Raw genomic sequence first — 25305 nt, 5'->3', positions numbered from 1 at the left:
TGGCGGGGGTTTTCAATATCTCATTTCTATTTACGGTAATAGCCTACCAAGAGAGCACCGGGGCCTGCATGGGTACCTACCACGCTTCCCATAATCAGGGTTTGCCCCTCTCCCAGCTCCTGCTTGAGCAGTTCCAAATCAGATGGATTAAAGCTGTGAGAATATGCAATCGGTTTAGAGGAGTCGAAATCTGGCAGCTCACGCAAATGACGAACGACAAAATCAAGTGCTTTTTTCATGCCACGCTCTTTTCCAATTACCTCAAGAACGCCGTCCTTTACCATGATAATTGGTTTAATGCCAAGCAGATTGCCCAGCGTACCTTTGGTGCTGGAAAGCCGCCCACCCTTTACCAAATACCTCATGGTATTGAACACCGCGAGCATTTCAACATGCTTTGTTAACTCGGTAATATGCTCGGCAATTTCTTTTCCGCTCTTCCCCTCGTCACGCATACGAACGGCTTCATTCACGAGCAGAGCCGCACCTGCCGAAACGGTTAAGGAGTCAATTGGGTAAATATCTTCCCGCCCACACTCTTCCTTTGCAATAACAGCAGACTGGTACGTTCCGCTGAGCTTTTGCGCAATGTAAATCCCTACAATTTCATCGTTTGGGTATTCTGCGTATACATCCAAAAAGCTTTGGGGGCTTACCTGCGTAGTAGTAGGCATTTCTGCCTCGGTATTCAGCATATCGTAAAACTGTTCTTCAGTAATGTTATATTTATCAATAAACTGGCGATCGCCAAAATGCACCGTCAGCGGAACAATTCGAACTCCAAGGCGCTCGGCCTCCTCCCTCGATAGGTCTGCTGTGCTGTCAATTAATATTTGAACGCTCATACTGTCAATCCGCCTTCCTTTTTGTCTTCAAAAAAACGACTTAATATTTTAGAGATGCCAGAAGAGAACGAAGGCTTTCTTCGTTTAAAGAATTACCAATCATTTGAACCATCTCTTTGTGAAACAAGCGGTGCTGAAGCTCTGCACGCTCCCCCTTGGGGGTCATAATAATCCAAACAAGGCGGCGATCTTGCTCGCTGCTCTGGCGTTCTAGGCACCCTTTTGTAACTAACACACTAATCGCCGTAGTAAGCGCACCCGTGCTGATGCCAAGCCTTGCCGCAATTTTAGACATCGTATTCTGCTGTATAGGCTGCATTTGTGCTACGGCCTCCAATATGTGCAGCTCTTTCATGCTCAGGCCGGTTGTATCCCCGGTAGAAAGTGCCGCTTCCTCATATTGCAGTATTCGGTTAAAGGTCTCTACAAAGAAGTAATTTAACTCCTCCTGCTGCTCAGAATTCACGAAATAGTGCTCCTTATAAAACTTTTAATATAAAAGTATTTTACCGGAAAATAGAAGCTTCTGTCAAGTAATCTAAAATATTACTTTACTTGTCGTAGTAGTTGTGCTATACTCAAACTACTTCAACAGACGTAGTAATAAGAGGAGGGCAAAATTTTGATTAGCAGCGACATTATGCGCGGCTACAACGATATAATGATTTTGTTTCTTTTGCTCGAACACGACTCCTATGGGTACGAAATTTCGAAAGAGATTCAAACACGCACCAACGGCGTTTACAGCATGAAAGAAACAACCTTGTATTCGGCGATTAATCGGCTTGAGAAAAGCGGTTTTATTGCCAGCTACCACGGCTCTGAATCCTTTGGAAAGCCGCGCACCTACTTTACCATTACGAATGCCGGGCGAGCATATTACCGTGAAAAATGCAGCGAGTGGAAGCTCACCAGACAAATTGTGGACTATTTTACCAGTGAGAAAGAGGAGATTAGCAATGAGCATGGATAAGATTCGCAATTATGTAGAGAATTCCTTTGCATCCCTGCCCCGCACCAAAGAGGTCGCCGAAGTAAAAATCAACATTATTGAGAGCATGGAAGAACGGTATGAAACGCTCTTAGCAGAAGGAAAGAATGAGAACGAGGCACTGGGTGCCGTTATTGCAGAATTTGGCAGCATTGATGAAATTCGGCAGGAGCTAGGGATTGAGGAAGAGCAAGTTGACTCACCTTTCATCGAAGAAGCTTCCTCCCACTCCATCCCCGAAGACCTGATTCGTGCCTACGCAGCGTTTCGCAGCCAGTTTGCCATTGCCATCACAACCGGTGTTATTCTCTGTATTCTTGCGGTGGTGATGTTCCAAGTATTTGAATCTATTTTTGGAAGTGGAGCAATATCAATTGCAGTCTTTTTGCTATTGGTTGCTGTTGGGGTAGGGCTCTTCGTGTATTATGGGATGCAAAAATCCTATTGGGATGAACAAATCGCCTATTACCAGTCGGGCAGCTTACCGGCCTCCCAATTCACACCTCCATCTGCCGCGAAAAAAGGCGAGTCGCTTGCCGAGCGTCTTAGCGGTGCAATTATGCTCCTTGCCACTGCTTTTTTCCTGCTAATTGGTTTCTTGTTTGATATGTGGCACCCAGGCTGGGTAGTGTTCCCCATTGCTGGAGTTCTGTGCGGTGTTGTTTCCGTGTTAATGGGAGATAAATCTTGAATTGCAAAAAATAATTTGAAATGTCCTCTTGACAATCGAAAGGCTTTCGAATAATATGATAGCAACAGAAAAAATGCTTTGATAGGGACACGAATGCGGAATACCGCCCTTACAGAGAGCTGCCGGTTGGTGCGAGGCAGTGGGCGCCCCACAGGACATCACCCTTGAGCAGACGGCTGAACCCATAAAGGGTAGTAAGCTGAGTCCGGGTTTCCTCCGTTAATGGGAAGCATATTGTTAGATATGCAGTGAGAAGCTGCCAATAAGGCAGTAATACAGAGTGGTACCGCGGGAGCTTAACGCCCTCGCCTCTGGGATAACCAGAGGCGGGGGCTTTTTTATTTGCCTTTCCGCCAATACAAAATGGATTACAGGAGGAAAAGAACATGCTGTTAACTGGCGCGCAGATTATTATGGAATGTTTGCTCGAACAAAATGCCACCACCGTTTTTGGGTACCCGGGTGGGGCGGTATTAAACATTTACGATGCCCTGTATGAGTACCGGGAGAAAATCAATCACATTGAAACCTCTCACGAACAAGGTGCTGCCCATGCTGCGGATGGATACGCACGCGCCAGCGGAAAAACAGGTGTTTGCCTTGCAACCTCTGGCCCCGGCGCAACCAATCTTGTAACCGGCATAGCTACCGCCTATATGGATTCCGTTCCCATGGTAGCCATTACTGGTAATGTAACCATTGACCTTTTGGGGTTAGATAGCTTTCAGGAGGTTGACATCACCGGTATTACCATGCCGATTACAAAACACAACTTCATTGTAAAAGATGTAAGCGATTTGGCCTCTACCCTACGTGAAGCATTCCGAATAGCAGAAAGCGGACGCAAAGGCCCTGTGTTAGTTGATATTCCCAAAGATGTAACAGCGCACAAATACGAATTTACACCTCTGCCGCTCAACCAGACCCATCAAGCCACCACACTGGATGAAAGCCGATTTGAGCAAGTATTGGAGTTGCTTTCCCAGTGCGAGCGCCCCTACGTTTATGCCGGCGGCGGTATTATTTCAGCCGAGGCGTCGAACGCTCTGCATGAGTTTGTTGAACTACTGGATGCTCCTGTCTCCTGCTCTTTAATGTGCCAAGGCGGGTTCGACCAAACCAACGAGCGTTACCTTGGAATGCTCGGCATGCACGGAACAGTTCCCTCTGCAATGGCCCTTAAGGAATGTGATGTACTCTTTGCTGTGGGCACCCGTTTTTCAGACCGTGTGATTTGCAATGCGGACTTATTCGCGCGCGGCTGCCGCGTGGTTCACATTGACATTGACTCCGCAGAGTTCAATAAAAACATTAACGCAGACTTTCGCCTGAAAGGCGATGCCCGCAGTATCTTAGAAAAGCTTGTTCGCGAGCTTAAACCCGCTAGCCACCCCGAATGGATGGAGCAGGTAAAGGCGTGGAAGCAGGAGTACCCACTGGTTCAAAAATCCAACTGCGAGGGCGGAGTAACGCCTCAATACCTGCTTGAAACCCTGGCAGAACTGGGCGGCGAAGACCTTATTCTTTCTACCGAAGTTGGACAGCACCAAATGTGGACGGCACAATACTTTCCGTTCCAGAAGCCTCGCCGTATGATTACCTCTGGAGGGCTTGGAACCATGGGCTTCGGCCTGGGAGCGGCACTTGGTGCGCAAGTGGCAAAGCCTGAGCTGCGAGTGGTAAACGTAGCGGGTGACGGCAGCTTCCACATGAACTGTGCCGAACTGTCAACTGCCGCAAAGTACAACATTCCCATCATTGAGCTTATCATGAACAACAATGTTTTGGGTATGGTACGCCAATGGCAGAAGCTGTTTTACGATGGTCGCTTTTCTCAAACCACACTCAACAAACCCACCAATTATGAGCTGTTGGCAGAGGCCTTCGGTTTAAAGGCCTTTACCATTCGCACCTGCCACGATGTCGTGCCTGTTTTAAAAAAGGCGTTGGAATACAAAGGGCCGTGCCTCATTAATTGCCTCATCAACAGTGATTTTAACGTTCTCCCCATGGTACCGGCAGGCTCTGCGGCGGAAGAACTCATTTTAGAAATGGACGAAAAGGAGCAGCAGCAATGAGTGAAACAAAAGCAACCGAGTACATCTTGTCGGTACGTGCAAAAAACACCCCCGGCGTTCTTCTGCGTATCTCCGGTCTGTTCAGCCGCCGGTGCTATAACATTATCAGCATTGTGGCTGCTCAAACAGAGGATGAGCAGTATTCTGAAATGATTATTGTCGTGCAAGGCGACGACCGTATTGTGCGTCAGGTAGACAAACAGCTTAGTAAGCTGGAAGAAATTGAGCAGGTCACCGTACTGGAGCGAGACAGCGCCGTTGTGCGTGAACACCTGCTGCTGCGTGTTCGCCGCACACCGGAGAACAGTGAATTCCTTGTTACGCTTGCAAATGCCTTCCACGCATCCATTCTGCAGGTATCCCCCACCACAATGATTTTAGAACTGGTAGGTGACGCCACAGCATTAAACAGCTTAATTGAGCTGTGCAAGCCGTACCAAATTGAGCAAATTCTGCGCACCGGAGCAATGGCCATGAGCACACAAGGGGGAGAACCATGCTAACCTTAGATAAAATATACCATGCCGCATTTGTACTAAAAGATGTTATCCGCCAAACCGATTTAATCTATGCTCCAAAAATCGGCGACGACTGCGAGGTTTACCTGAAAACAGAGAATCTTCAGGTAACCGGCTCTTTTAAGGTTCGCGGTGCTTACTATAAAATGTCCCGCCTAAGTGAGGAAGAAAAGGCACAGGGAGTAATTGCCTGCTCCGCTGGGAACCATGCGCAGGGCGTTGCTTTGGCTGCATCTCGAATCGGTATCCCCTCCTGCATTTGCATCCCCAATTCCGCCCCCATTTCCAAAGTGGAGGCAACCCGTTCATACGGTGCCAAGGTGGAGCTAGTAGACGGCGTTTACGATGATGCGTACCGCCGCGCGCTTCAAATTCAAGAGGAAAGCGGCAGCACCTTTATTCACCCGTTTGACGACGAGGATGTAATGGCGGGTCAAGGAACCATCGGGCTTGAAATTTTAAGCCAATTACCAGATGTTGACGCAGTGATCGTACCGGTTGGCGGCGGCGGGCTAATCTCCGGCGTAGCGTATGCCATTAAGTCACTCAACCCAAACTGCAAAGTATATGGCGTACAGTCCAGCGGTGCTCCCTCTATGGTGCAGGCTCTGGCGCACCACCAAGTGGAATGTCTGAATGGCGTATGCACCATTGCAGATGGAATTGCTGTAAAACAGCCGGGAGATTTAACGTATTCCATCTGCGACCAGTATGTGGATGAAATTGTAACCGTAACCGATGATGAAATTTCAACTGCCATTTTGACCCTCATCGAGCAGCAAAAGCTGATTGCCGAGGGAGCCGGTGCCGTTTCCGTGGCTGCTGCCCTGTTTAACAAGCTGGATTTAAAAGGTAAAAAAGTGGTGTGTCTTGTTTCTGGAGGAAATATTGATGTTACGATTCTCTCCCGCATTATTAACCGTGGTTTATTAAACGCCGGTCGCTCCTGCGATATGACTCTCGAGTTAATTGACAAACCCGGCCAGCTGAAAGAGGTCTCGGCCATTATTGCCGATTTGGGCGGCAATGTGGTGGCAGTTCGCCACGACCACTCCGGTGAAGGAAGCGACATTAACGGCTGCACCCTGCGTATTGTAATGGAAACACGAAATCACCAACACATTGCCGAAATCCGCCAAGCCCTCCAGTCCGCTGGGTACCGCATGGTAGAGCATTAAGCATGTGAAACAAGCTACAAAAAAAGGCGGTTCCTCACTCCTTACGGTGCGGGAACCGCCTTTTTTCTGGCAGCCAAAGAAAACCGGTTGCCTGAATAAACAACAGAACACATCAGTCTTTTTTGTATTTCATTCTGGTAGCCATTCCGCCACGAATATGGCGCTGGGCTTTGTTGATCTCCAGTACATTCTTTACTTCTTTGTACAGCTGCGGATCAACATACTTCAGACGTTCCGCTACATCTTTATGTACAGTAGACTTACTAACGCCGAATTTTTTCGCGGCTTTGCGAACGGTCGCGTTGTTCTCTATGATGTATTCTCCCAGCTCTACGGCTCGCTCTTCTACTATGCCTTTCACAGCTCTGCCTCCCAAACTAATCTGATTGGTTATAGATATGCGGCCGTGAAACAGAATATGAAAACAACCTGCGAAGAAAGCAGTTTCTTTCTTTCATACTCTCTATAAATCTTCTTCCCAATTGTAATTTGCCAGTTTGTATGTTATAACTAACAAGGAAGATACCACCGCAATCTATAAACCAGAAAATGCACCTGCATACTTTACAGCTTTACACACGGAGGTTTCATTATATGAAAGTAAGTCACATCATTATGAAAGTCAGCAATTTAGAAAAAGCGGTGGAAGAATACCGCAAAAGGGGATTTACCGTGGAATACGGTACCAAAAATAAACCTTACAATGCCATACTTTATTTTTCAGATGGCCCTTACCTTGAGCTCTTGGCGTCCACCGGTATGCCAGAATTTGTAAAGCGCGTGATGCGCTTGTTCGGTAAAGCTAAACTGGCAGAGCGTATGGACATATGGGATTCTCACGCTGAAGGGCCTTGCGGACTTGCATTGGAAACATATGAAAAAAATTTAGACCGAGAAAAAAAGCTATTGAACCAGGCAAACGAGCATTATGTGGAAATCCCCTCCCGCAGAAACGATACCAAAGGGCGAAAGCTTCGTTTTACTTGTCTTTTTCCAGATAATCTAAACATACCATTTCTCATGACTTATTTTAATATTGACCCTAAGCCACAAAATTTTGTTCACCCCAATGGTGCAAAAAGAATACGCAGTGTAGCTTTTGGCACGAGCAAAGAATACATGCCGCTTATTTGTGCCCTGTGCGACGACCCCATACTGGTTTTATTTGAGGGAAATCACATTCATAGTATTGAACTCGAATATCAACAAGGTGAAACACGCTTGCTGCCTTAAAACAAAAAAGCACCGGAGCAAACTCATATTGAGCGCTCCGGTGCTTTTTTATATTTGTTTTTTTCTTTTAATTTGCAATGGTCATATAGATATAAATTTTATCCGTGCTTTATTTCTAAATACGCTTTCACCAGCCTTACGCACTGATCCCAAGAAAGCTGACTGCTGTTAAAGCTTAAATCGTAATTATCCGCGTCTTTCCAATGTTTGCGAGTAAAATATTCATAGTATTCTGCACGGCGCTTATCAATCTTCTGAATCAAGCGGCGCAGCTCTGCATCTGAAAGATTGGGATGAAACGCTCTTGCCCTCTCAACGCAGGACTCCATCGGCGCATGAACATAAAGCTTTAAAACATGGTCCATATCACGCAAAATGTAATCTGCACAGCGGCCTATGATCACACAAGACTGCTGAGCCGCTAGCTCGCGAATCACTTTAGACTGCAATTGAAACAAATTGTTGTTTGACACAAAATCTTCGCTGTCTGGCGGAATCAGCTCACCGGAATACGATTTACGAAATGCCTTCCACAGCATAGTACCTTTTATGGTTTCATCCGCTTCTGCAAACAGTGTTTCGTTAATTCCGCTTTCGTCGGATGCTAAGCGAAGCAGCTCCCTGTCGTAAAACGGAACACCCAATTCTTCCGCTAGTAATTTGCCGATGGTTCTGCCACCGCTGCCATACTCACGTGCAATTGTAATCACAAACTTATTCATCGTATCACTCTCCTGCCTGATTCCAAGGTATATTATCTATTTCCAGTATAAGGGATTCTAAGGCCATGGTCAACACCAAAGCAAATGATAATTCCAATACAGTCTTTTCATTGTTGTTACTTTTCTTGCAAAAATTTCCCTCGCATGGTAAATTATACTTATATTTATGTCAAATAAAGTGTAAATTATATATTTTTAAAGGGAGCGTGTTTTTATGAAGAAATACAAACTGCTGACCTTGGTCATCGGTTTCGTATTGGCTGCAACGTTTTTCTCCGCACCTCGTGTATTTGCTGCATCCAGTGATTTTAAAATCTCGAATGGTGTGCTCACCAAATATTCTGGAACCGATACAACCGTAAAGATTCCCAACACAGTAAAGGAAATTGGGGATAACGCGTTTTCGGGGAATAATCGTGTTACTTATGTTACCATTCCAGACTCTGTACATACGATTGGCGATAAAGCTTTTTATGATTGCGGCCGTCTAGCCACAGTCAATATCCCAAGCAGTGTAGAATCCATTGGTACACGTGCTTTTTCAGATAGCCCGAAGCTTCGCTATGTTACGCTACCCAAAAAGCTAACAGAAATCAGCAGCGGACTTTTCAGCGGCTGTACTTCTCTCAACGACATTTCCATTCCTTCCAATGTAACCTCGATTAGTGATGCTGCATTCTACAATTCCGGCATTACAAGTATATCCATTCCGCCAGATGTAAAGACTATTGAAGAGAACGCATTCAGCTATTGTTCCAAGCTTACCAGTGTAAGCTTTCGCAATGGCCTGACTAGCATTGGTAAAGAAGCGTTCAGCTATTGCAAATCTTTAACCTCTGTTTCTCTTCCCCGTTCCATCTCTGAAATGGAAGATTCTGTATTCACCTACTGCACTGCGTTAACTAGCGTTAGTTTGCCCGATGGCATGGAGAACCTGCCCGAAAAAACCTTCTTTAACTGTACTGCATTAACTAATGTAAATATGCCTCGCTCCTTGTATTCGATTGGAGAACGTGCATTTTACAACTGCCGTGCTTTAACAAACATTTCTCTTCCCTCTATGCTGGAAGAGATTAAATCTGAGGCTTTCTCGTATTGCGTGAATTTGCAAACCGTGAAATTGCCCCAGTACCTCTCCACCTTAGAGGATGGTGCTTTCTCGTACTGCTCGCGTTTGCAGTCTGTCAATATCCCCAAAGAGCTGGTTACAATTGAAGACGATGTATTTGCGTACGATCAAATGCTTAGCACCGTTACCATTGAAGATGGATTAAAAGGAATTGGTGACGGCGTTTTCTATGACTGCAACAGACTGTATACTTTGGTTGTTCCAGACAGTGTACTGGAAATCGGCCGTAACGCTTTTTCGGATAATACCACACTACGTGGTTCCTCAGACTCTTACGTGCGCGCTTATGCCAACAGCAAGGGCTACAAATTCAAGCTTACTTCTGACTATTCTTCCGATATTCCTGCTGGAGCAACCCCAAACCCAACTCCCAATCCGAATCCGGGATCAAATACAAATACCGACTTAACGTATAACGGCGTAAATTATGCTGGCTCCGTAATGATTGATACTAATTTTTACACAATGGCGCCCGGCAACATTTACGATATTGGCGTGTCCTTGGCAGGCAACGCTTACACCAAAACCATTAATGTTTATTCCAGCCGCACTGGTATTGCCACTGTGCATAGGCTGGCGAACGGCAATTACCGCGTAACGGGAAAAACTCCCGGCACCTGCTACGTTGTGGTAGATGTTATGAGCGGCACAACTGTACTGAACCATGTTTCCATTCGTTTCGATGTAGCAAACAATGTGGTACAGCATGGGCAAGCCGCCCGTAACCGCAGCTACTTTAACTAGTATTTTTCTGTAAATGCAGAATATGGGGCGCAGCACCTGCGGAGTTTCCGTAGAGGGCTGCGCCCCATTTGCTATTATGTTCTGAAAGCTTCCGGCAAATCCGGAAGCTTTTTGCATACATTGCATAGACTTTTCAAAATCACTTTACTTTTTGGGTGTAACCGAGTAGAATAAAAAACATTATTTCAACCGCTTTCTAATACTACCATGCTAAAGCGAGAGGTTTATCAAAGGAAGGACTGTTTATTATGAAAAAATTATTGGCTCTTTTCCTCGCACTTACGGTATCTGTTGGCATTACCGCCTGCGGCCAAGGAAATCAGTCCGCTTCATCTGCGGAGAACAAAGACGAATCCTGGAGCAAAATCCAAAAAGCTGGGACACTGGTGCTCGGTTTGGATGACGCGTTCCCGCCTATGGGCTATAAAGATACAAAAACCGGTGAGATTATTGGCTTTGACATCGACCTTGCCAAAGAGGCCAGCAAGCGCCTGGGCGTAACACTCAAGCTTCAGCCGATTGATTGGAACAACAAGCAGGCAGAACTGGACAACGGCAACGTAGACTGCCTATGGAACGGTTTTAGCAAAACCCCGGAGCGTGCAAAGGCCATGGCTCTTAGCATTCCCTATATGAGCAACAACCAGATTATCCTGGTTAAAACGAGTTCCACTTACCACTCTTTAAAAGATTTAAGCGGCAAGGTGGTTGGCGTACAGAGTGACTCTTCGGCAGAAACAGCACTCAACGCCGTTGAAAATAAAGAATTTAAGGGTTCATTAAAGGACATTGTTAAAATTGATGATTATACCAAGGCCATTTTAGAAATTCAGAACGGAACCATTGACGCAATTTCTATTGATGAAATTGTTGCCCGCTTCTACCTGAACAATCAGCCGGACGCATTCCGTATTCTGGACAATGGCGGAACCCCCATTTCACTCGCTGCAGAAGATTATGTAATTGGTATGCGTAAAGACGACACGGCTTTGAAAGAAAAAGTGGATGAAACACTCAAAGCAATGGCTAAAGATGGAACCATGAAGAAAATCTCTGAAAAATGGTTCGGAGAAGATGTTACTACTGTAGATGTAAAATAACCAAGTCAATGCAATTTGCTCCCGGAGGTCTTCGTTATGAATTATCAGGTGCTGTTAACAGAAATGTTTCAGGCAACACTGATGTCGTTGCAAATTTTCGCTTTCACCTTAATCGTCTCGCTTCCCTTGGGACTTTTGGTGGCGCTGGGCAGAATGTCGAAACTCAAAATCGTCAATCTGCCTGTGCGCATCTACATATTGATTATGCGCGGAACCCCACTCATGCTTCAATTGCTGTTTATGTTCTACGCTTTAAAGCCCCTACTTGGTATACAGCTCGACCGTGTTTTGGCAGCGGAGGTAGCTTTTGCACTGAATTACGCTGCCTACTTCGCTGAGATTTACCGCGGAGGTTTGGAGGCGATCCCAAAAGGGCAAAGTGAGGCTGCAAAGGTATTGGGCTACACCAAGCCGCAGGCTTTTATCCACATCATTTTGCCGCAGGTAATCAAGCGGATTACTCCACCAATGGGTAACGAATTTATCACACTCGTAAAAGATACATCCCTCGCGCAGGTAATTGGTGTTGTTGAGCTGTTAAAAGTCACTTCGCAATGGGTATCCAGCGCGGTAGATATGACTCCTCTGGTGATTGCCGGCGTATTCTATTTGGTTATGAACGGTGTTGTTACCCGAGCATTTACCATGCTGGAAAACCGGCTGAGCTATTACCAGTAAAGGAGGAATTCCCATGAGCCAAACCATTTTAACCGCAGAAAACATTCGTAAGAGCTTTAATGGAGAGGAAATCCTCAAAGGAATTTCCCTGGAAGTAAAACAGGGTGAGGTTCTTGCCATTATTGGGCCATCCGGCTCCGGAAAAAGCACTCTGCTTCGCTGCATATCGCAGCTTGAAACAATCGATTCCGGGAGTATCTCCGTTAGTGGGGACGTTCTGGTGCAAAACGGAGAGGATGGAAAAGCCGTTTACGCATCTCCTGAGCAGTGTCGCAACATTGGCCTAAAGCTTGGTCTCGTATTCCAAAATTTTAATCTATTCCCGCATTACAGTGTACTGCGCAACATAACGGATGCTCCCGTGCGCGTTCTGCAAAAAAGTCAGGAGGAAGCAAAAGCAACCGCAATGGAGCTTTTGCAAAAGATGGGGCTTTCTGAAAAAGCAAATGCCTACCCACACCAGCTTTCTGGCGGGCAGCAACAGCGCGTCTCTATTGCCCGGGCAATGGCGATGAATCCAGAAATTCTATTTTTTGATGAGCCTACCTCCGCACTCGACCCGGAGCTTACGGGTGAGATTCTTCGTGTCATGCGCCAGCTTGCCGCAGAGCACATGACAATGGTTGTGGTTACGCATGAAATGCAGTTTGCACACGACGTAGCCGACCACGTTATCTTTATGGATGGTGGAATTGTGCTGGAAAATGGCACGCCAGATGAAATCTTTGCTCATACTCAAAATGAACGCACTCGTGCGTTTTTGTCTCGTTTTACGGAGTAAAATTTCTATTTATTCACTACAATGCTTACAAGTGCAACTCACAAGTGATACAATCTTCTAACCCAAAGAGAACACCCCTGCCTTTTGGCGGGGGTGTTCTCTTTGGGTTAGCTAAGCTTTAAGTAACTTTCTTTTAACCACAAGCTTCTTCATTTTATCGTTAACTTGCTAAGAAACGAAAATATTTCATAAATCATTGGTTTGGCTCATCATTTTCCCTTGCAAGTTTTTATATGCTGCTTTATTTTTTTAATTGCCCAATCGTAATGGCTTGATGTTGTAGAAACACAGTAAGCGCCAACTGCGTTAGAGCCTACCCAATCAAAATGACCTTTTTCAAACAGTTCTTCATTGGAAAATGCTTTAATCATTTCCAACACTTGGTTATGGCTTTCCAATAGCATCTTTTTGGAATCCTCATACGACGTTGACTGGTGCTTCTCCCAAAAACTAACATTCATTTGCCCGTAGGTCTTCCAGTTATACGGTGCCAGTAAAAACGGCTTTGTCTCCCCTTTACGGTTTGCTTCAACCCAATGGAGAAGCAGTTGGTGCCACTCGTACAAGTGGATTAACACATCCCTTAGATTTTTATCTCTGTCCCAATGTGCTTCTTTCTTATTAAAAGTATCACTATATTGAAATGCTGCGGTCTGTTCTTCCATTGTCATAGAATCAATTAAATTCCACATCTTTTCGAATTGAGTCGTCGCATCTGCAATTAAATCTGATTTCGTAGTAGCTCTTGCCATTTTTAATCTCCTTTTCTATTTTCTATGTAATTAATATAACATGTTAAACATGACAACAGAGTGTCATATTCAATTAAAAAAGAATCGGGGTTTCATTTTTAAATCTTACTTAAATAATAACAGCTTAACTACATTACCTCAAACACAAATATGCCTGTATGTAATATTGCAGTTAAGCTGTTTATTATAATGTTATTAATTTTAGAGTTCAGATTAATTCTATTCTTAAAATCACCTAAAACCCAATAGATACTATATTGTTAGCAATTTTATTCTGCGTCGTCTGCGTTTTCCCAGTTGTGCCATACGTTCTGCACATCGTCGTTATCTTCTAGATTATCGAGCAAACGCTGCATTTTGGTAATAGAATCTGGGTCTGTGAGTGCGGTGTAAGTAGTGGGAACCATTTCTACCTCAGCAGAAACAAATTCGTAGCCCTTGCCCTCTAAATCCGAAAGCACGGCACTAAAATCAGCCGGTTCGGTGTAAATCTCAAATACATCCTCATCCGCCTGAAAATCAGACGCGCCAGCCTCTAAGCAATCGGTCATAACAGTGTCTTCGTTCAAACCCTCACGCTCAATAATCAGAACGCCTTTTTGTGAGAACATGAAAGAAACACATCCGCTTGTGCCGAGGTTGCCACCAAATTTATCAAAATAGTGGCGCACATCTGCCGCGGTACGATTCCGGTTATCCGTTAAGGCTTCCACAATTACGGCTACGCCGTTGGGACCGTAGCCCTCATATACAATGCTTTCATATTTGTCGCCGTCGCCATCGCCAGCCGCTTTTTTAATAATGCGCTCAATGTTATCATTCGGCACATTGGCAGCTTTCGCTTTTGCTATGCAGTCCTTCAGCTTCGCATTGGCTTTGGGGTCTGGCCCTCCACCCTCTTTTACCGCTACCGCAAGCTCACGCCCGATTTTAGTAAAGATTTTGGCTTTGGCACCATCTATTTTTTCTTTCTTTCTTTTAATGGTACTCCATTTTGAATGGCCTGACATACTAATAAGCCTCCTGTTAATAATCGCTTTGATCTATTTATCATATCAAACAAGCTTAACATTCCACTCAGATACTCGGAACCAATAAGCTGAATGATTCCATATTCCATTAGGCGTTAAATGCGTTTCGAGCGCATACGCCGTGGATATTATATCACGTTTTATTGGTCATAGCAAGCGCCGCCGCCTGCGCTTTGTCTGCAATTTCAGCGGGTATTTCGTCAATTCCGGTGAAATCGGTATGAGGCCATTCCACAACTTGCTCCAGCTTTGTATTCATAACGGTGAAAGCAAGTTCCAACTGGCGAGCCATCATGTGCGCACCCTCTGCATTTTGGGAACCATATGCCGTAAGAAGCACTGCTGTTTTGGGTTTGAGAATAGACGGGCGAATCCCCATTGCAAAGCGAGCCTCAAAATAACGCTGCCAGCGGTCCATAACCGCCTTACATGGCGAGGGAAAGCTCAAATGGTACACAGGCGCAGCAATTACAAAGTAATCTGCCGCACGAAGCTCACGGTCAAACTCGTCTAAATCTGAAAAGATACATGCTTCTCGTGTCTGACAGTAGCCACAGGCGGTACAGGGGTGATAGTTCCCCTTATAGGCATCAAAAGTAGTGATATGAACAGAATTGGTATCTACCTTTTGCAAAAAAGCATCCAACAACTTTGCTGTTGCACCGTGAGGTCGCGGAGAACCAAATAACACCAGCATATTCTTCTTTTCCATAAAGCGGACAACGCCTTTCTTTCCATAATGAATCGATTGTAGCATGCCCACTTTTCTTACGCAAGGCAAAAGTTTGTTAGAAATATGAAATTGCCGTATAACCGCCGGTATGGTGTAAAAGCTAGAACAAGCTTTTAGACTTGTACGGAAGTATAAAGTGTGTTATACTTGACTAACAAAATAAGAAAAAGGAAGTGTTTTCATGTTTGAGCAAGTAAAACTTTCTTATGATTTCAGTGCTTTGCAGCCTACCATAGATGAATTAACTATGGTAACCCACTATACAAAGCACCATGCAACGTATACGAAGAACCTGAACGCTACGATGGAGCGCTTACCCGAGCTTGCTGGAGAAACCATTGAGCAGATTTTATCTCATTTAGAGAATATCAAAGACCCTGCTTTACGTACAGCCATTCGTAACAACGGTGGTGGTTATTACAATCACAACTTGTATTTTGACACCCTCTCTCCCAATGGGCCGCGCACTCCCAGTGGTAAGCTGGCAGCGGCAATTGACCGCACCTTTGGTAGCTTTGAGGTTATGAAGGAAAAGCTGGCTGCTGCTGCTGTGGGGCAATTTGGCTCCGGCTGGGCATGGCTCTCCGCAAATTCAGAAGGTGATGTTATGATTTCGTCCAGCCCGAATCAAGACAACCCGATGATGGAGACCCGCGGGGAATGGCGGCCGATTCTTGGCATTGATGTTTGGGAGCACGCTTACTATTTAACGTATAAAAATCTGCGTGCCGATTATGTAGACGCACTCTTTCGAGTGGTAGACTGGGGCAAGGTGGATGAGTATTACCACAAAATGATTGACTAAAAGCATGTAATCCATATTATTCATTTAAAAAGACGGCAGAGGGATTCTCCTCTGCCGTCTTTTCTATCGTGCAAAAATATGTGGTACAAAAAACCGGAAACCCCTAAAACTTTTAGGATTTCCGGATGAACTGTGCCTTGCAAACAGGGCAGGTTACTTCAATTTTACCGCGTCCTTTCGGAACACGAAGCCTGGTTGTGCATTTGGGGCATTTAAAGTAGCGGTACACTTTATGGTCCTGTACAAACTTTTGCTTGGAATGGAACCATGCAGTAACCTTGCTCCAATATTTTAAAAACAACTGGTTTTCGGCATAGCGGCGAGGAAGATTGCGAGAAAGTATGCGGAACATACTCCACCCAAAAATCAAATAGGCCACCAGCGTCAGCGGATAGAAATTAATTAACCGAGAAAGCATAATGAGCAGCATATACAAAACGAGGCTTCCAACCATCAATTGGTCGCCGCCGTAGCGCCCATACATCGCTCTCCGAATTCTCTCCAACACGCTCGATCACCCCTTTTCTGTCATACAATATGTTGTACTCTGATACAATAATATCCACCGGGTATTTCTTTGTCAAGAAGTATCCATCAGTATTTACATTCTGTACTTATTTTACCTCTATTGTTTCCACTTCTGTCATATTTTTAGGGCAATTCAAAACGACGCTCTCCACACCATCCATCTTTTATTCCGAAAACACAATATGTATAAAAGTCATTTATTTAGCGCAAGATGAGAATTAAATGAAAAATCGTTACAGAATATTCATGATATGTTTACGAAATTTGCAGAAAACTGTTTTGACGTCGCTTTTAATTTAGAGTATAATTGTCTCACTTTCCAGCATACGATTATTCAGATGAATGCAGCATAATGGTATGCCTCTTTGTAGAGTAAACCGGCAGCCTCTACAAAACGTGTGCTTTTTTAGCCGGTTATCACAAAGGAGGGAACGATTCTGTTTGACAAGCTTCAGCTCACTCGTTTAAAGCCATTAATTATGTTTTTCATTGGGTATACCATCTGTTTTTATCTTTTCGCATTAACATTGGGTTATACCTTTCCCTTTGTAGCCGGTTTTTTATTGGCACTTTTGGTACAGCCTTTGGTACGCTTCTTAAAAGAGAAGCTGCACCTAAGACCAGGGTTAGCCTCTATACTCGTAACCCTGCTCTGTTTTATCGTCCTGTTCGGTTTAATGGCTCTCACTGGCTACTGGCTTGTAACAGAAATTACGACTCTGGTAGTAAAGCTTTCCTCCATAGACACCACAAAAATAATTAAACCACTCAATGATTTAACTGGCATTCTCGGTATTTATGTTGATCGAATCGATTCGGAATTTATTCGCCAAAACCAAGAGCAGCTCATTAAGTTTTTACAAAGTGGTGCAGGTTTCATTACCTCCGTACTAAATACCGTACTCATGATTTTAACCTCGCTGCCCGGCATACTCACCATGTTTATCGTCATGATTTTTTCCACCTATTTTTTCTCGAAAGATATGCCGGTCATCAAGCGCCATGTGGCTTCCATTCTCTCACAGAATACCGTAGTACACATCCGCTCTGCTTCACAACATAGCCTTACCATGAGCGGCAGGCTCATCGCTTCCTTTTTGCTCATTTATTTCATTACATTTTTAGAAACTCTTTTGGTTTTTTATTTACTGGGCATCCCCTACCCGCTCGTTTTGAGCTTGGTAGTTGGCATTGCAGACGTTTTGCCTGTGCTTGGTCCGGGAACTGTATATATCCCGCTGGCAATCATTAGCCTAGTTAACGGCGATTATTTCACGGCAATCGCCTTACTAGTGGGTTGGCTCCTGATTTCTACCATTCGTCAAATTATCGAGCCGAAAATCGTCTCTGCCTCTATTGATGTTCACCCGCTTGCCATGCTCTCTGCCATTTATTTTGCCTTGATTTCAGGCAGAATTAGCATTCTAATTTACATGGTGCTGTTTTTCGTACTGTACCAGGTTCTTTGCAAAACCGGTGTATTGCCCCGGATTTTTGTTTCGGAGGCGGATATGGACAAGCAAGAGAAAATCCCCATCCCTCCGGTTCCGAAAGAGAGCCCCAACACCCCGCCCCCGGCGGATTTCTAATTGCTTACAGAATTGTAATACAAATTATGCCACGCACTTCTTGACAGTAGGAAGTGCGTGTGTTATATTCAAACTGTACTAATCGAATTAATACACATTAATACACTGAGAGGTGAACCGGATGTTTCCGCTGGATTACAAAAGCAGGCTGCCCATTTACGAGCAGCTAAACAAATCCATTTCTAAAATGGCCGCTTTGGGTGCTTTGGAGCCAAATGAACAGCTGCCGTCCGTTCGCACGTTGGCCCAAGACCTTGGGATTAATCCAAACACCGTGCAAAAAGCGTATCAAATGCTCGAGCAAAATGGAATTATTTACTCGGTTCCGGGGAAAGGTTCTTATATCTCACCAGATCTTTCCGTCTTGTCGCGGCAAAAGGCAAGAGCAATGGAAAAACTAACGGAAGTGATACAAGAAGCTGCCGATAACGGAGTAACAAAACCGGAAATGATAGAACAGATTGAAATACAGTTTAACGGGAGGGGTTCTGAACAATGATTGAAGTGAAATCACTGGTAAAAAAATTTGGCAGCAAAGCTGCCCTAGACGGAATTTCATTTACCATAGAAGCGGGCTCTGTGTTCGGGCTTGTTGGCAGCAACGGCGCGGGTAAATCTACCTTACTACGCAGCCTTGCTGGTATTTACCAGCCGGAGAGCGGCGAAATTTTGGTGGATGGCTTAAAGCCTTTTGAAAACAGCACGGTAAAGAGTAAGCTATTCTTTATTTCAGATTACCCTTATTTTTTCGCGCAATCCAATATGAAAGAGATGGCAGACTTCTACTCCAAAACGTACCCCACTTGGGATGCTCAACGGTATGAAGAGCTGTGCACACTCTTCCCGCTTGACCAGAATGCCCGTATTATTAACATGAGTAAAGGAATGCAGCGCCAAGTAGCATTGATTAATGCACTCTCCGTGCGTCCGGATTACCTGCTGCTCGACGAAATATTCGATGGCCTGGACCCCGTTATGCGCCAACTACTCAAAAAGCTTGTCTCAAGCGAGGTTTCTGAGCGTGGGATGAGTGTGATTATCGCCAGCCATAACCTTCGCGAGCTGGAGGATTTGTGCGACCACGTTGGCCTCATGCACAAGGGTGGCGTCGTGTTTGAGCAAGAGTTAGACGCACTCAAGCTGGGCATTCACCGTGTGCAGGCAATCTTTAAGCCGATGCCCCTGCAAGAAGCATTGCAGGATCTTGATATTATTAAGCAGGACACACGCGGTTCGCTTGTAAATTTTGTAATCCGTGGGAAAAGAGAAGACATTCTTGAGAAGCTAAATGCTTTGAACCCTGTGTTTACTGAACTGCTTCCCCTTACCTTGGAAGAGGTATTTATTAGTGAAATGGAGGTGGCCGGTTATGACATTGAAAACATCCTCAAATAACCTGCGCGGCGAATTAACTCATACCTTTCTTTGGGAGCTGCGCCATCGCTTTGGTCTAATTGCTTTATTCTGCGGCCTACATTTTGTAACGATGCCGCTGGTCGAAATTCTTGCAATGAATAACGCTCAGCGTACGAATATGGACAGCGGTTATATTATAGACATGGGCAGTCGTTTTATGAACGTGCTCAAAGTGGTACTCCCGCTTTGCACCGTGTCTCTTTCTTTGTTGGCTGCTCTGCTGATTAGCGTTCTATCTTTTCAATACATGCACCAAAAGCGCAGTGTAGATTTATACCACTCTCTACCTGTTAACCGTACGGCAATGCTGGGTGGTCGTATATTGTGCGGCCTTGTAGTACTGTTTATTCCCCTGGTGGTAAACTTTGCACTCACACTTTTAATTGGTGCTGTGTACAAAATTGCACTTGCTGAATATCTCGGCTTTTTTGTTAGCTCGCTAGGCTGGATATTCCTCATGTCGTGTGCATCGTTTCTCTTCTGCACCTTTATGGCGGTTTGCAGTGGAACCACGTTCGACATGGTTATCTCCATTGTTGTTGTAAATGTTACCTACCCTCTCATGATTATTCTTGGCCGCCTTACTGCTTCTATGATTATTCCCGGCCTGAATAACGATATTGATTTTCAGTCGGTATTTTATTCTGCGCTTTCTCCCTTTGTAGCCTCTTACTTGCCGCTGGTTTACGGCAGTATTAGCGAAGAGGGCTTCTCCTCGGTTGCATTCCTAGCTTGGTGGAGCATTATCACCGTAGTGATGATTCTTGCCTCACTGTACCTGTACCGCATTCGTAAAAGTGAATGTGCAGAAAGCAATTATGCATTCCCCATCCCCAAAACCCTAATTCGCTTTGTTGCAACTACCGCTGCCGGCTTGGCAGGAGCATTGATCTTCCATGCAACCTTCAACTCCTTCCCCAGCTTCTTTATTGGTTTGCTTGTTGCTTCTGTTATTGCACATATTATTGCCGAGGCAGTGTATGGGCGCGGCTTTAAAGGACTGAAAAAGAGCTTTGCTTATTATGCAGTCTTCTTAGTTGGTTTTGCAGCCTTTTACGGAATTTGCGCCACTGGTGGATTTGGATACGACACCAAGCTCCCGAAGGCAGAAAATATTGACCATGTGCAGGTAAAACTGCAATACAGTAGCAACGTCCGCTATGATTCAAATGGCTTCAGCGTTATGGATGAAAAGGGTCACAAGCAAATTGCCTGGATTCCCCAAACGATAAAGGAGCCTGATAATGTAACTAAGGTAGTGGCACTTCATAGCCTTATCATTAACCAAACTCGAGATAGTGGTTACCCCTATCGCTTAATGGATTACAAATCTTCGGATGTTGAGTTCACCTACCAAATGAAAGATGGTACGGAGCTTAAACGTACTTTTTCAACCGATATGATTTCAAATCACAATAAGCAGTTTGATGAAGCAATGAAAAATGTATCGGACTTAAAAGAATATAAGCAAAGTGGTAACGCCTTCTACTACTTGACGCCTGAGATGGTGGAATCCATACAGATTATGGATAAAGAAGATGGCGAGCATGTGTTGGTACCTGATAAGGCTAAGCTACAGGAGCTCATTGATGCAATTCAACTCGATGTTGGGAATAATCCTGAATGGGGCTCCGGAAATTATAACGAACAGTTATGGATTGATTTTCGTTCTCGCGCCTTTTTACCGCAGCCCGGCAGTGAACTGCAAAAGAGGATTGGTGCGTACAATGGCAAGGTACAGCTTTCCATCCCCGGCTTTAGCGTAAATAAGGATACACCTCATGTTAAGGCAGTAATTGATAAATACGGTTGGGCAAAAGTCACTTCCACTCCTTCTTCAAACAGTGACTCTACACCAGCCACCACAGTATCAAGTAAATATACCAATCATATCTTAAGCGATAGCACAATAGTTTTTCAGACGGCACGCTAATCAATTACTCATAAAAAACTGGGGTACGGGTTTCTTCGCACTCCAGTTTTTGTATGTTACCGTATCGTCAATACTATTACAGATTTTTCTTTAAAGCAATGTTGTAATTTATGATTAGTTTATGTCTTTGATTAAAGAAATTTACAGCAAGGCTTTTTGAGGGCAAATTAGATATTATCGCATTAAAATAACGGTCTGCCGAGCTTCGGCAGACCGTTTATGTTTCATTTCAGATTTTATGTGCAAACCGCAGGCACTGCCTGACTTTTCGAGCTTTTATAATCGACAGGATACATGTTATAAACGACTTCCTCTTTTGAAACCATGGAAATCGGAATCCTGGGCACTAAACTATGCAATACTTCAATAAACCCGGTAGATGCAAACCCTGCCATGCCGGTTACCACATGTACCGCACCAATTTGGCGAATAAAACCTGCTGCAACCAAGGGACTGTCATCTTGAAATATAATCGTCATTTCGGCGCCTGCTTCCCGCGCCGTTTGATACAGGTATTCCAGTTCCTCGCTGCACGCACCATACCCAGCGGACTGCGGTTGAACACATAAAACCTGCATAGGAAGCGCCTGTTCTTCGGCAAGTTTTTTTCCCACTCGTATTAACCGATCACAATCGCGTTGGCCGGTAACACACACAAGAACAGCCGCCTTCGTTTTTTTCACCGCTTCCCCTCCCTTCTTAAAATTAGATTTGGAATGCATCTTAAGTATACGATATTTTTAAAGATTATCAATAGATAAATTGTGAACTAAATGTAAAAATCGTTGTATATTGTCCACTAAATCCGGTGTTTTTATAAAGTTTAATTCGTAGGATAAGCACAAACAAGCTCAAAAATCGGCGCGTAGTGGAGGACAACTGTCCTCCACTACGCGCCACTTGATAGATTGTGACTTTGTGTTGAATACACTTTTATTCCATCACTAAAAAGCACTACTATAAGCACGAATAACTCACATTCTCAGTAGCCAAAATTATGATTTACAATGATAACTTTTATGCGCCCTGCTACCCGCTGTCTTGTTATCAAAACAAAATCATTGCAGATTCTTTCTTCATGCTTGCAATCCACACAACGGTGCAGCTTTGTGCAGGGGGTGTTTTTTTTCAGCCGTAAAGCATCCAGGGGTGCCGCAATCTGCCGTGTTCTTTGAATGGCATCTTCCACTGTCTTTGTAAGCTTGTTTATCCCTACAACAACAATTACCTGATTCGGCCCATACAGCATAGGAGCAACTCGGCTGCCGTTGCCATCAATATTAAACAGCTTCCCATCTTCCGATATGGCATTGGTACCGGTTATAAATGTATCTGCTGCAAAGTTTTGCAGGTAGATGCTACGTTTCTCTTCGGATGTAAGCCCTGACTTATGCTTATCGTAAAAAACATAATTCCCTGCCCGCAAAAAACCGAACACGCCGGTCTGTTCAAGCGTAAGCGAATCACCACAGCCTACACTGCTTCCCTGCGGAATCAATGTTTTTAGCAGCAATACTAATTCCTCTGTATTCTCTACAAAATAGCCCGCCATATTATTCTTTTCCAGATTTTGAATCGTTCTTTGAATCTGCAAATCCATAACGTCATCCTCTCCCAAAGCTTTCGATTCTTTTGTATATCATAGCATGTTAGAATTAAAAACAAAAGCTGGCCATAAGGCCAGCCTTCTAATTTGGAACGTCTATTATTTTTACTTGTACGACGAATCAAGCTGTTGTTCCAGCTCTGAAAGCGTTTGCACTGGCGAGGAACATGCTCCATTTTGGCAAAGATAATATTGTACTCCCTGCTGTGGAAGCGGGTATTCTGCCGTAAATGGAGCAATAGACGCAAGCTGCTCTCCATTTTTGTTATGCTTTAATAGAACTGTTAGATTGGGTAGAAAGTGCTGGTGTAGAAAATTACATATCTCTTTCAAATCCGCTTCCGACTGCGCCGTACAAATAAGCTCTTGGGAGGGGTAAAGCACGCCAGTCAGCGCAATGAGAGACATCCCATAACCGGCGGGGTATTCCTTTACCCAGCCAGAAAGAAATTGAAGCTGGCGTTCACTCGCCTGCCGCCAGTGCTCCTCACCAGTGAGAGCAGCAAGGCGCACAAAGACTTCAGCGGCTACCGAATTTCCGGATGGAATTGCGCCATCATACACCTCTTTCGGCCTACTAATGAGTTGCTCGCTATCTTTGGCATACAAGAACAGCCCGCCTTGCTCTTCATCAGCAAACAGCTCTAAAATTTGCTCGGCGATTTGCTCGGCACGTTTTAGGTAATCCAACTCAAAGGTCGTGCGGTACAGCTCTAGCAAAGAGAAAGCATAGAAAGCATAGTCATCGAGCTGACCGTCATGTGCCGCTTCTCCATCCCTCCAACGAACAAGGAGTCTGCCGCGCTCGTCTACCAGATTTTCTTCCAGAAAGCACTGTGCTTTTTGAGCCGCATTGAGGTATTCCGGCTCACTAAGCAGTGCGCCTGCTTTGGCAAGTGCGGCAATCATGAGTGCGTTCCAAGAGGTGAGCACCTTATCGTCACGGTGAAGCTGCGTTCGTTGTAATCGGTAATCATACAGCTTTCTGTACATCTGTGCGATGCTCTCTTCCTCCTGCTCGAATTTTTCCTCCTCCAGTAGATTCAGAATGTTTTTCCCCTCAAAATTGCCGGTGGCGGTTATACCAAAGCGGTCGCAAAAACGTTCCGCATCTTTTTCGCCGAGAACATCTCGAATTTCTTTCGGAGTGAACACATAGTATTTGCCCTCTACCTTATCGCTGTCGGCATCCTGCCCGCAGTAAAAACCACCCTGTTCATCACGAAGCTCGCGAAGAACATAATCAAGGGTGCGCTTTGCAACATTGCGGTAAAGGGGTCTTTTCGTTACAGCAAACGCTTCTAAATACGTGTACGACAAAAGGGCATTATCATAGAGCATCTTTTCAAAATGAGGAACCAACCATCGTACATCGGTAGAATAGCGTGAAAACCCACCTCCAATATGATCAAACAGTCCTCCACGGAACATTTGAGTCAATGTGTGCTCTGCCATAGAAAGAGCATCCGGATTCTCTTCCAAAACCGAATATCGGAGTAAAAACAGCAGATTATGCGGGGTAGGAAACTTAGGTGCACCGCCAAAACCGCCCCAACGCGAATCGTAGGAGCTTTTGAATTGTTCAATTGCATCTTGCAGAAGGTTGTGTTCCGGCATTATGGCATCCGGTGAAACAGCTGCCTGCTCATTTAAATACTTAGTGATTTCTTCCCCGGTGTGCAGCAACTGCTCCCGGTTCTTGTCCCACTGTTCGTGAATAAACGTAAGCAGTTCTAAAAGACCGGTAGCACGCATAGAAGAATGCTTTGGCAGATACGTTCCCGCCCAAAACGGCTTTTGCTCCGGTGTCATTAAAATTGTCATAGGCCAACCGCCGGAGCCAGTGATTGCTTGGCAAACTGCCATATATACGGCATCAATATCCGGCCGCTCCTCTCGGTCTACCTTTATACAAACAAAGCTCTGGTTCAGCACCTCGGCAATCTCGTCATCCTCGAATGACTCATGTGCCATCACATGGCACCAATGGCAGGTAGAGTAGCCAATGCTTAAAAAAATAGGCTTGTCCTCCTGCTTTGCTTTTTCAAACGCTTCTTTACTCCACGCATACCAATCGACTGGATTGTTTGCATGCTGCAAAAGATAAGGACTTTTTTCATGAATTAAGTGGTTGCTTTTATTTTTAGTTTCCAACATTATTACCTCTTCGTTCCATATTATCTCTTTATTATACCTAAAAAAGGAAAAGATACCACCCTTTCCG

Annotated in this window: 26 protein-coding genes and 1 other annotated feature; of the genes, 15 read left to right on the top strand and 11 right to left on the bottom strand. The window is 44.7% G+C overall.

The genetic code is table 11. The features are described 5' to 3' along the window. Positions 1-26: 26 nt before the first annotated feature. Both CAN90_RS06320 and CAN90_RS06315 read right to left on the bottom strand, forming a co-directional pair. A complete protein-coding gene (locus CAN90_RS06320) occupies positions 27-845 on the bottom strand; it encodes a DegV family protein (protein ID WP_085833000.1) in 819 nt (272 codons plus the stop codon). A 40-nt stretch (positions 846-885) separates the two neighbouring features. Then, on the bottom strand, positions 886-1311 hold the full coding sequence (locus tag CAN90_RS06315; RefSeq protein WP_242953588.1) for a MarR family winged helix-turn-helix transcriptional regulator: 426 nt from the start codon (positions 1309-1311) through the stop codon (positions 886-888). A gap of 156 nt (positions 1312-1467) precedes the next feature. Between CAN90_RS06315 and CAN90_RS06310 the strand changes: the two genes are divergently transcribed. From CAN90_RS06310 to ilvA, 5 genes are all read left to right on the top strand, one after another. Continuing rightward, the gene (locus tag CAN90_RS06310) at positions 1468-1818 is read left to right on the top strand and encodes a PadR family transcriptional regulator (protein WP_085832999.1); all 351 of its coding nucleotides are present in this window, start codon (positions 1468-1470) and stop codon (positions 1816-1818) included. Then, positions 1805-2527, top strand: a complete 723-nt coding sequence (locus tag CAN90_RS06305; RefSeq protein ID WP_085832998.1) for a permease prefix domain 1-containing protein — start codon at positions 1805-1807, stop codon at positions 2525-2527. The genes CAN90_RS06310 and CAN90_RS06305 overlap by 14 nt, the downstream gene beginning before the upstream one ends. A 69-nt stretch (positions 2528-2596) precedes the next feature. Continuing rightward, positions 2597-2843: a binding site (T-box leader), on the top strand. Between the two features lie 70 nt (positions 2844-2913). After that, positions 2914-4605: a biosynthetic-type acetolactate synthase large subunit gene (gene ilvB / locus CAN90_RS06300; protein ID WP_085832997.1), complete on the top strand. Its 1692-nt coding sequence runs from the start codon at positions 2914-2916 to the stop codon at positions 4603-4605. Next, positions 4602-5108, top strand: coding sequence for an acetolactate synthase small subunit (gene ilvN, locus CAN90_RS06295; RefSeq protein WP_085832996.1), 507 nt, complete (start codon positions 4602-4604; stop codon positions 5106-5108). The genes ilvB and ilvN overlap by 4 nt, the downstream gene beginning before the upstream one ends. Beyond that, entirely contained in the window at positions 5102-6301 is a 1200-nt protein-coding gene (gene ilvA, locus CAN90_RS06290; RefSeq protein WP_085832995.1) for a threonine ammonia-lyase, read from the top strand. Before ilvN ends, ilvA begins: the two co-directional genes overlap by 7 nt. Before the next feature lie 112 nt (positions 6302-6413). On the opposite strand, the gene spoIIID is transcribed toward ilvA, so the two are convergent. Next, entirely contained in the window at positions 6414-6662 is a 249-nt protein-coding gene (gene spoIIID / locus CAN90_RS06285) for a sporulation transcriptional regulator SpoIIID (protein WP_009066041.1), read from the bottom strand. A 233-nt stretch (positions 6663-6895) separates the two neighbouring features. Here spoIIID and CAN90_RS06280 point away from each other — a divergent pair, with 233 nt between their 5' ends. Next, a complete protein-coding gene (locus CAN90_RS06280) occupies positions 6896-7534 on the top strand; it encodes a VOC family protein (RefSeq protein ID WP_085832994.1) in 639 nt (212 codons plus the stop codon). A 98-nt stretch (positions 7535-7632) separates the two neighbouring features. Here CAN90_RS06280 and CAN90_RS06275 read toward each other — a convergent pair whose 3' ends face one another. Next, on the bottom strand, positions 7633-8256 hold the full coding sequence (locus tag CAN90_RS06275; protein ID WP_085832993.1) for a cytidylate kinase-like family protein: 624 nt from the start codon (positions 8254-8256) through the stop codon (positions 7633-7635). 214 nt (positions 8257-8470) lie between these two features. Between CAN90_RS06275 and CAN90_RS06270 the strand changes: the two genes are divergently transcribed. The 4 genes from CAN90_RS06270 to CAN90_RS06255 all read left to right on the top strand — a co-directional run bounded on the left by CAN90_RS06270 (position 8471) and on the right by CAN90_RS06255 (position 12688). Continuing rightward, entirely contained in the window at positions 8471-10129 is a 1659-nt protein-coding gene (locus tag CAN90_RS06270) for a leucine-rich repeat domain-containing protein (RefSeq protein WP_085832992.1), read from the top strand. A gap of 248 nt (positions 10130-10377) precedes the next feature. Further along, complete coding sequence (locus tag CAN90_RS06265) at positions 10378-11229, top strand: amino acid ABC transporter substrate-binding protein (RefSeq protein WP_085832991.1); 852 nt, start codon at positions 10378-10380, stop codon at positions 11227-11229. 36 nt (positions 11230-11265) lie between these two features. Beyond that, positions 11266-11907, top strand: a complete 642-nt coding sequence (locus CAN90_RS06260; protein WP_085832990.1) for an amino acid ABC transporter permease — start codon at positions 11266-11268, stop codon at positions 11905-11907. A 13-nt stretch (positions 11908-11920) separates the two neighbouring features. Beyond that, on the top strand, positions 11921-12688 hold the full coding sequence (locus tag CAN90_RS06255; RefSeq protein ID WP_085832989.1) for an amino acid ABC transporter ATP-binding protein: 768 nt from the start codon (positions 11921-11923) through the stop codon (positions 12686-12688). A gap of 209 nt (positions 12689-12897) precedes the next feature. On the opposite strand, the gene CAN90_RS06250 is transcribed toward CAN90_RS06255, so the two are convergent. From CAN90_RS06250 to CAN90_RS06240, 3 genes are all read right to left on the bottom strand, one after another. Beyond that, positions 12898-13440 carry a ClbS/DfsB family four-helix bundle protein gene (locus tag CAN90_RS06250; RefSeq protein WP_085832988.1) on the bottom strand — a complete coding sequence of 181 codons (543 nt, stop codon included), beginning with the start codon at positions 13438-13440 and terminating at the stop codon, positions 12898-12900. A gap of 269 nt (positions 13441-13709) precedes the next feature. Beyond that, positions 13710-14450 carry a YebC/PmpR family DNA-binding transcriptional regulator gene (locus tag CAN90_RS06245; RefSeq protein WP_085832987.1) on the bottom strand — a complete coding sequence of 247 codons (741 nt, stop codon included), beginning with the start codon at positions 14448-14450 and terminating at the stop codon, positions 13710-13712. Positions 14451-14604: 154 nt separating this feature from the next. Further along, positions 14605-15183: a flavodoxin family protein gene (locus CAN90_RS06240; protein WP_085834303.1), complete on the bottom strand. Its 579-nt coding sequence runs from the start codon at positions 15181-15183 to the stop codon at positions 14605-14607. A 202-nt stretch (positions 15184-15385) separates the two neighbouring features. On the opposite strand from CAN90_RS06240, the gene CAN90_RS06235 reads away from it, so the two are divergent. Further along, positions 15386-16009 carry a superoxide dismutase gene (locus CAN90_RS06235; protein WP_085832986.1) on the top strand — a complete coding sequence of 208 codons (624 nt, stop codon included), beginning with the start codon at positions 15386-15388 and terminating at the stop codon, positions 16007-16009. 112 nt (positions 16010-16121) lie between these two features. Here the strand turns inward: CAN90_RS06235 and CAN90_RS06230 are convergent, their stop codons facing one another. Further along, positions 16122-16517: a hypothetical protein gene (locus CAN90_RS06230; RefSeq protein ID WP_242953587.1), complete on the bottom strand. Its 396-nt coding sequence runs from the start codon at positions 16515-16517 to the stop codon at positions 16122-16124. Positions 16518-17016: 499 nt separating this feature from the next. Here CAN90_RS06230 and ytvI point away from each other — a divergent pair, with 499 nt between their 5' ends. From ytvI to CAN90_RS06210, 4 genes are all read left to right on the top strand, one after another. Further along, positions 17017-18126, top strand: coding sequence for a sporulation integral membrane protein YtvI (ytvI, locus tag CAN90_RS06225; protein WP_085832984.1), 1110 nt, complete (start codon positions 17017-17019; stop codon positions 18124-18126). A 121-nt stretch (positions 18127-18247) separates the two neighbouring features. After that, positions 18248-18625: a GntR family transcriptional regulator gene (locus CAN90_RS06220; RefSeq protein WP_085832983.1), complete on the top strand. Its 378-nt coding sequence runs from the start codon at positions 18248-18250 to the stop codon at positions 18623-18625. Beyond that, entirely contained in the window at positions 18622-19521 is a 900-nt protein-coding gene (locus tag CAN90_RS06215; protein WP_085832982.1) for an ABC transporter ATP-binding protein, read from the top strand. The genes CAN90_RS06220 and CAN90_RS06215 overlap by 4 nt, the downstream gene beginning before the upstream one ends. Then, entirely contained in the window at positions 19496-21475 is a 1980-nt protein-coding gene (locus CAN90_RS06210; protein ID WP_085832981.1) for an ABC-2 transporter permease, read from the top strand. The genes CAN90_RS06215 and CAN90_RS06210 overlap by 26 nt, the downstream gene beginning before the upstream one ends. A gap of 236 nt (positions 21476-21711) precedes the next feature. Here the strand turns inward: CAN90_RS06210 and CAN90_RS06205 are convergent, their stop codons facing one another. The 3 genes from CAN90_RS06205 to CAN90_RS06195 all read right to left on the bottom strand — a co-directional run bounded on the left by CAN90_RS06205 (position 21712) and on the right by CAN90_RS06195 (position 25238). Next, complete coding sequence (locus tag CAN90_RS06205; RefSeq protein WP_085832980.1) at positions 21712-22158, bottom strand: adenine nucleotide alpha hydrolase family protein; 447 nt, start codon at positions 22156-22158, stop codon at positions 21712-21714. 299 nt (positions 22159-22457) lie between these two features. Beyond that, positions 22458-23075, bottom strand: coding sequence for a lactate utilization protein (locus tag CAN90_RS06200; RefSeq protein WP_085832979.1), 618 nt, complete (start codon positions 23073-23075; stop codon positions 22458-22460). 111 nt (positions 23076-23186) lie between these two features. After that, the gene (locus CAN90_RS06195; RefSeq protein ID WP_085832978.1) at positions 23187-25238 is read right to left on the bottom strand and encodes a thioredoxin domain-containing protein; all 2052 of its coding nucleotides are present in this window, start codon (positions 25236-25238) and stop codon (positions 23187-23189) included. Positions 25239-25305 lie beyond the last annotated feature (67 nt).

Origin of the sequence: Clostridium merdae (genome assembly GCF_900176635.1) — a bacterium.
Lineage (GTDB): Bacteria > Bacillota > Clostridia > Oscillospirales > Acutalibacteraceae > Faecalispora > Faecalispora merdae.
Note: the sequence above shows the minus strand (reverse complement) of the source record. Positions and strands in the feature narration are given on the sequence as shown.

What these genes read in the sequence shown, in the direction of transcription:
- CAN90_RS06320 (WP_085833000.1), bottom strand. Translation starts at nt 845, where the DNA reads ATGAGCGTTCAAATATTAATTGACAGCACAGCAGACCTATCGAGGGAG.
- CAN90_RS06305 (WP_085832998.1), top strand. Translation starts at nt 1,805, where the DNA reads ATGAGCATGGATAAGATTCGCAATTATGTAGAGAATTCCTTTGCATCC.
- ilvB (WP_085832997.1), top strand. Translation starts at nt 2,914, where the DNA reads ATGCTGTTAACTGGCGCGCAGATTATTATGGAATGTTTGCTCGAACAA.
- ilvN (WP_085832996.1), top strand. Translation starts at nt 4,602, where the DNA reads ATGAGTGAAACAAAAGCAACCGAGTACATCTTGTCGGTACGTGCAAAA.
- ilvA (WP_085832995.1), top strand. Translation starts at nt 5,102, where the DNA reads ATGCTAACCTTAGATAAAATATACCATGCCGCATTTGTACTAAAAGAT.
- CAN90_RS06280 (WP_085832994.1), top strand. Translation starts at nt 6,896, where the DNA reads ATGAAAGTAAGTCACATCATTATGAAAGTCAGCAATTTAGAAAAAGCG.
- CAN90_RS06275 (WP_085832993.1), bottom strand. Translation starts at nt 8,256, where the DNA reads ATGAATAAGTTTGTGATTACAATTGCACGTGAGTATGGCAGCGGTGGC.
- CAN90_RS06270 (WP_085832992.1), top strand. Translation starts at nt 8,471, where the DNA reads ATGAAGAAATACAAACTGCTGACCTTGGTCATCGGTTTCGTATTGGCT.
- CAN90_RS06265 (WP_085832991.1), top strand. Translation starts at nt 10,378, where the DNA reads ATGAAAAAATTATTGGCTCTTTTCCTCGCACTTACGGTATCTGTTGGC.
- CAN90_RS06260 (WP_085832990.1), top strand. Translation starts at nt 11,266, where the DNA reads ATGAATTATCAGGTGCTGTTAACAGAAATGTTTCAGGCAACACTGATG.
- CAN90_RS06255 (WP_085832989.1), top strand. Translation starts at nt 11,921, where the DNA reads ATGAGCCAAACCATTTTAACCGCAGAAAACATTCGTAAGAGCTTTAAT.
- CAN90_RS06250 (WP_085832988.1), bottom strand. Translation starts at nt 13,440, where the DNA reads ATGGCAAGAGCTACTACGAAATCAGATTTAATTGCAGATGCGACGACT.
- CAN90_RS06245 (WP_085832987.1), bottom strand. Translation starts at nt 14,450, where the DNA reads ATGTCAGGCCATTCAAAATGGAGTACCATTAAAAGAAAGAAAGAAAAA.
- CAN90_RS06240 (WP_085834303.1), bottom strand. Translation starts at nt 15,183, where the DNA reads ATGGAAAAGAAGAATATGCTGGTGTTATTTGGTTCTCCGCGACCTCAC.
- CAN90_RS06235 (WP_085832986.1), top strand. Translation starts at nt 15,386, where the DNA reads ATGTTTGAGCAAGTAAAACTTTCTTATGATTTCAGTGCTTTGCAGCCT.
- ytvI (WP_085832984.1), top strand. Translation starts at nt 17,017, where the DNA reads ATGTTTTTCATTGGGTATACCATCTGTTTTTATCTTTTCGCATTAACA.
- CAN90_RS06220 (WP_085832983.1), top strand. Translation starts at nt 18,248, where the DNA reads ATGTTTCCGCTGGATTACAAAAGCAGGCTGCCCATTTACGAGCAGCTA.
- CAN90_RS06215 (WP_085832982.1), top strand. Translation starts at nt 18,622, where the DNA reads ATGATTGAAGTGAAATCACTGGTAAAAAAATTTGGCAGCAAAGCTGCC.
- CAN90_RS06210 (WP_085832981.1), top strand. Translation starts at nt 19,496, where the DNA reads ATGACATTGAAAACATCCTCAAATAACCTGCGCGGCGAATTAACTCAT.
- CAN90_RS06200 (WP_085832979.1), bottom strand. Translation starts at nt 23,075, where the DNA reads ATGGATTTGCAGATTCAAAGAACGATTCAAAATCTGGAAAAGAATAAT.
- CAN90_RS06195 (WP_085832978.1), bottom strand. Translation starts at nt 25,238, where the DNA reads ATGTTGGAAACTAAAAATAAAAGCAACCACTTAATTCATGAAAAAAGT.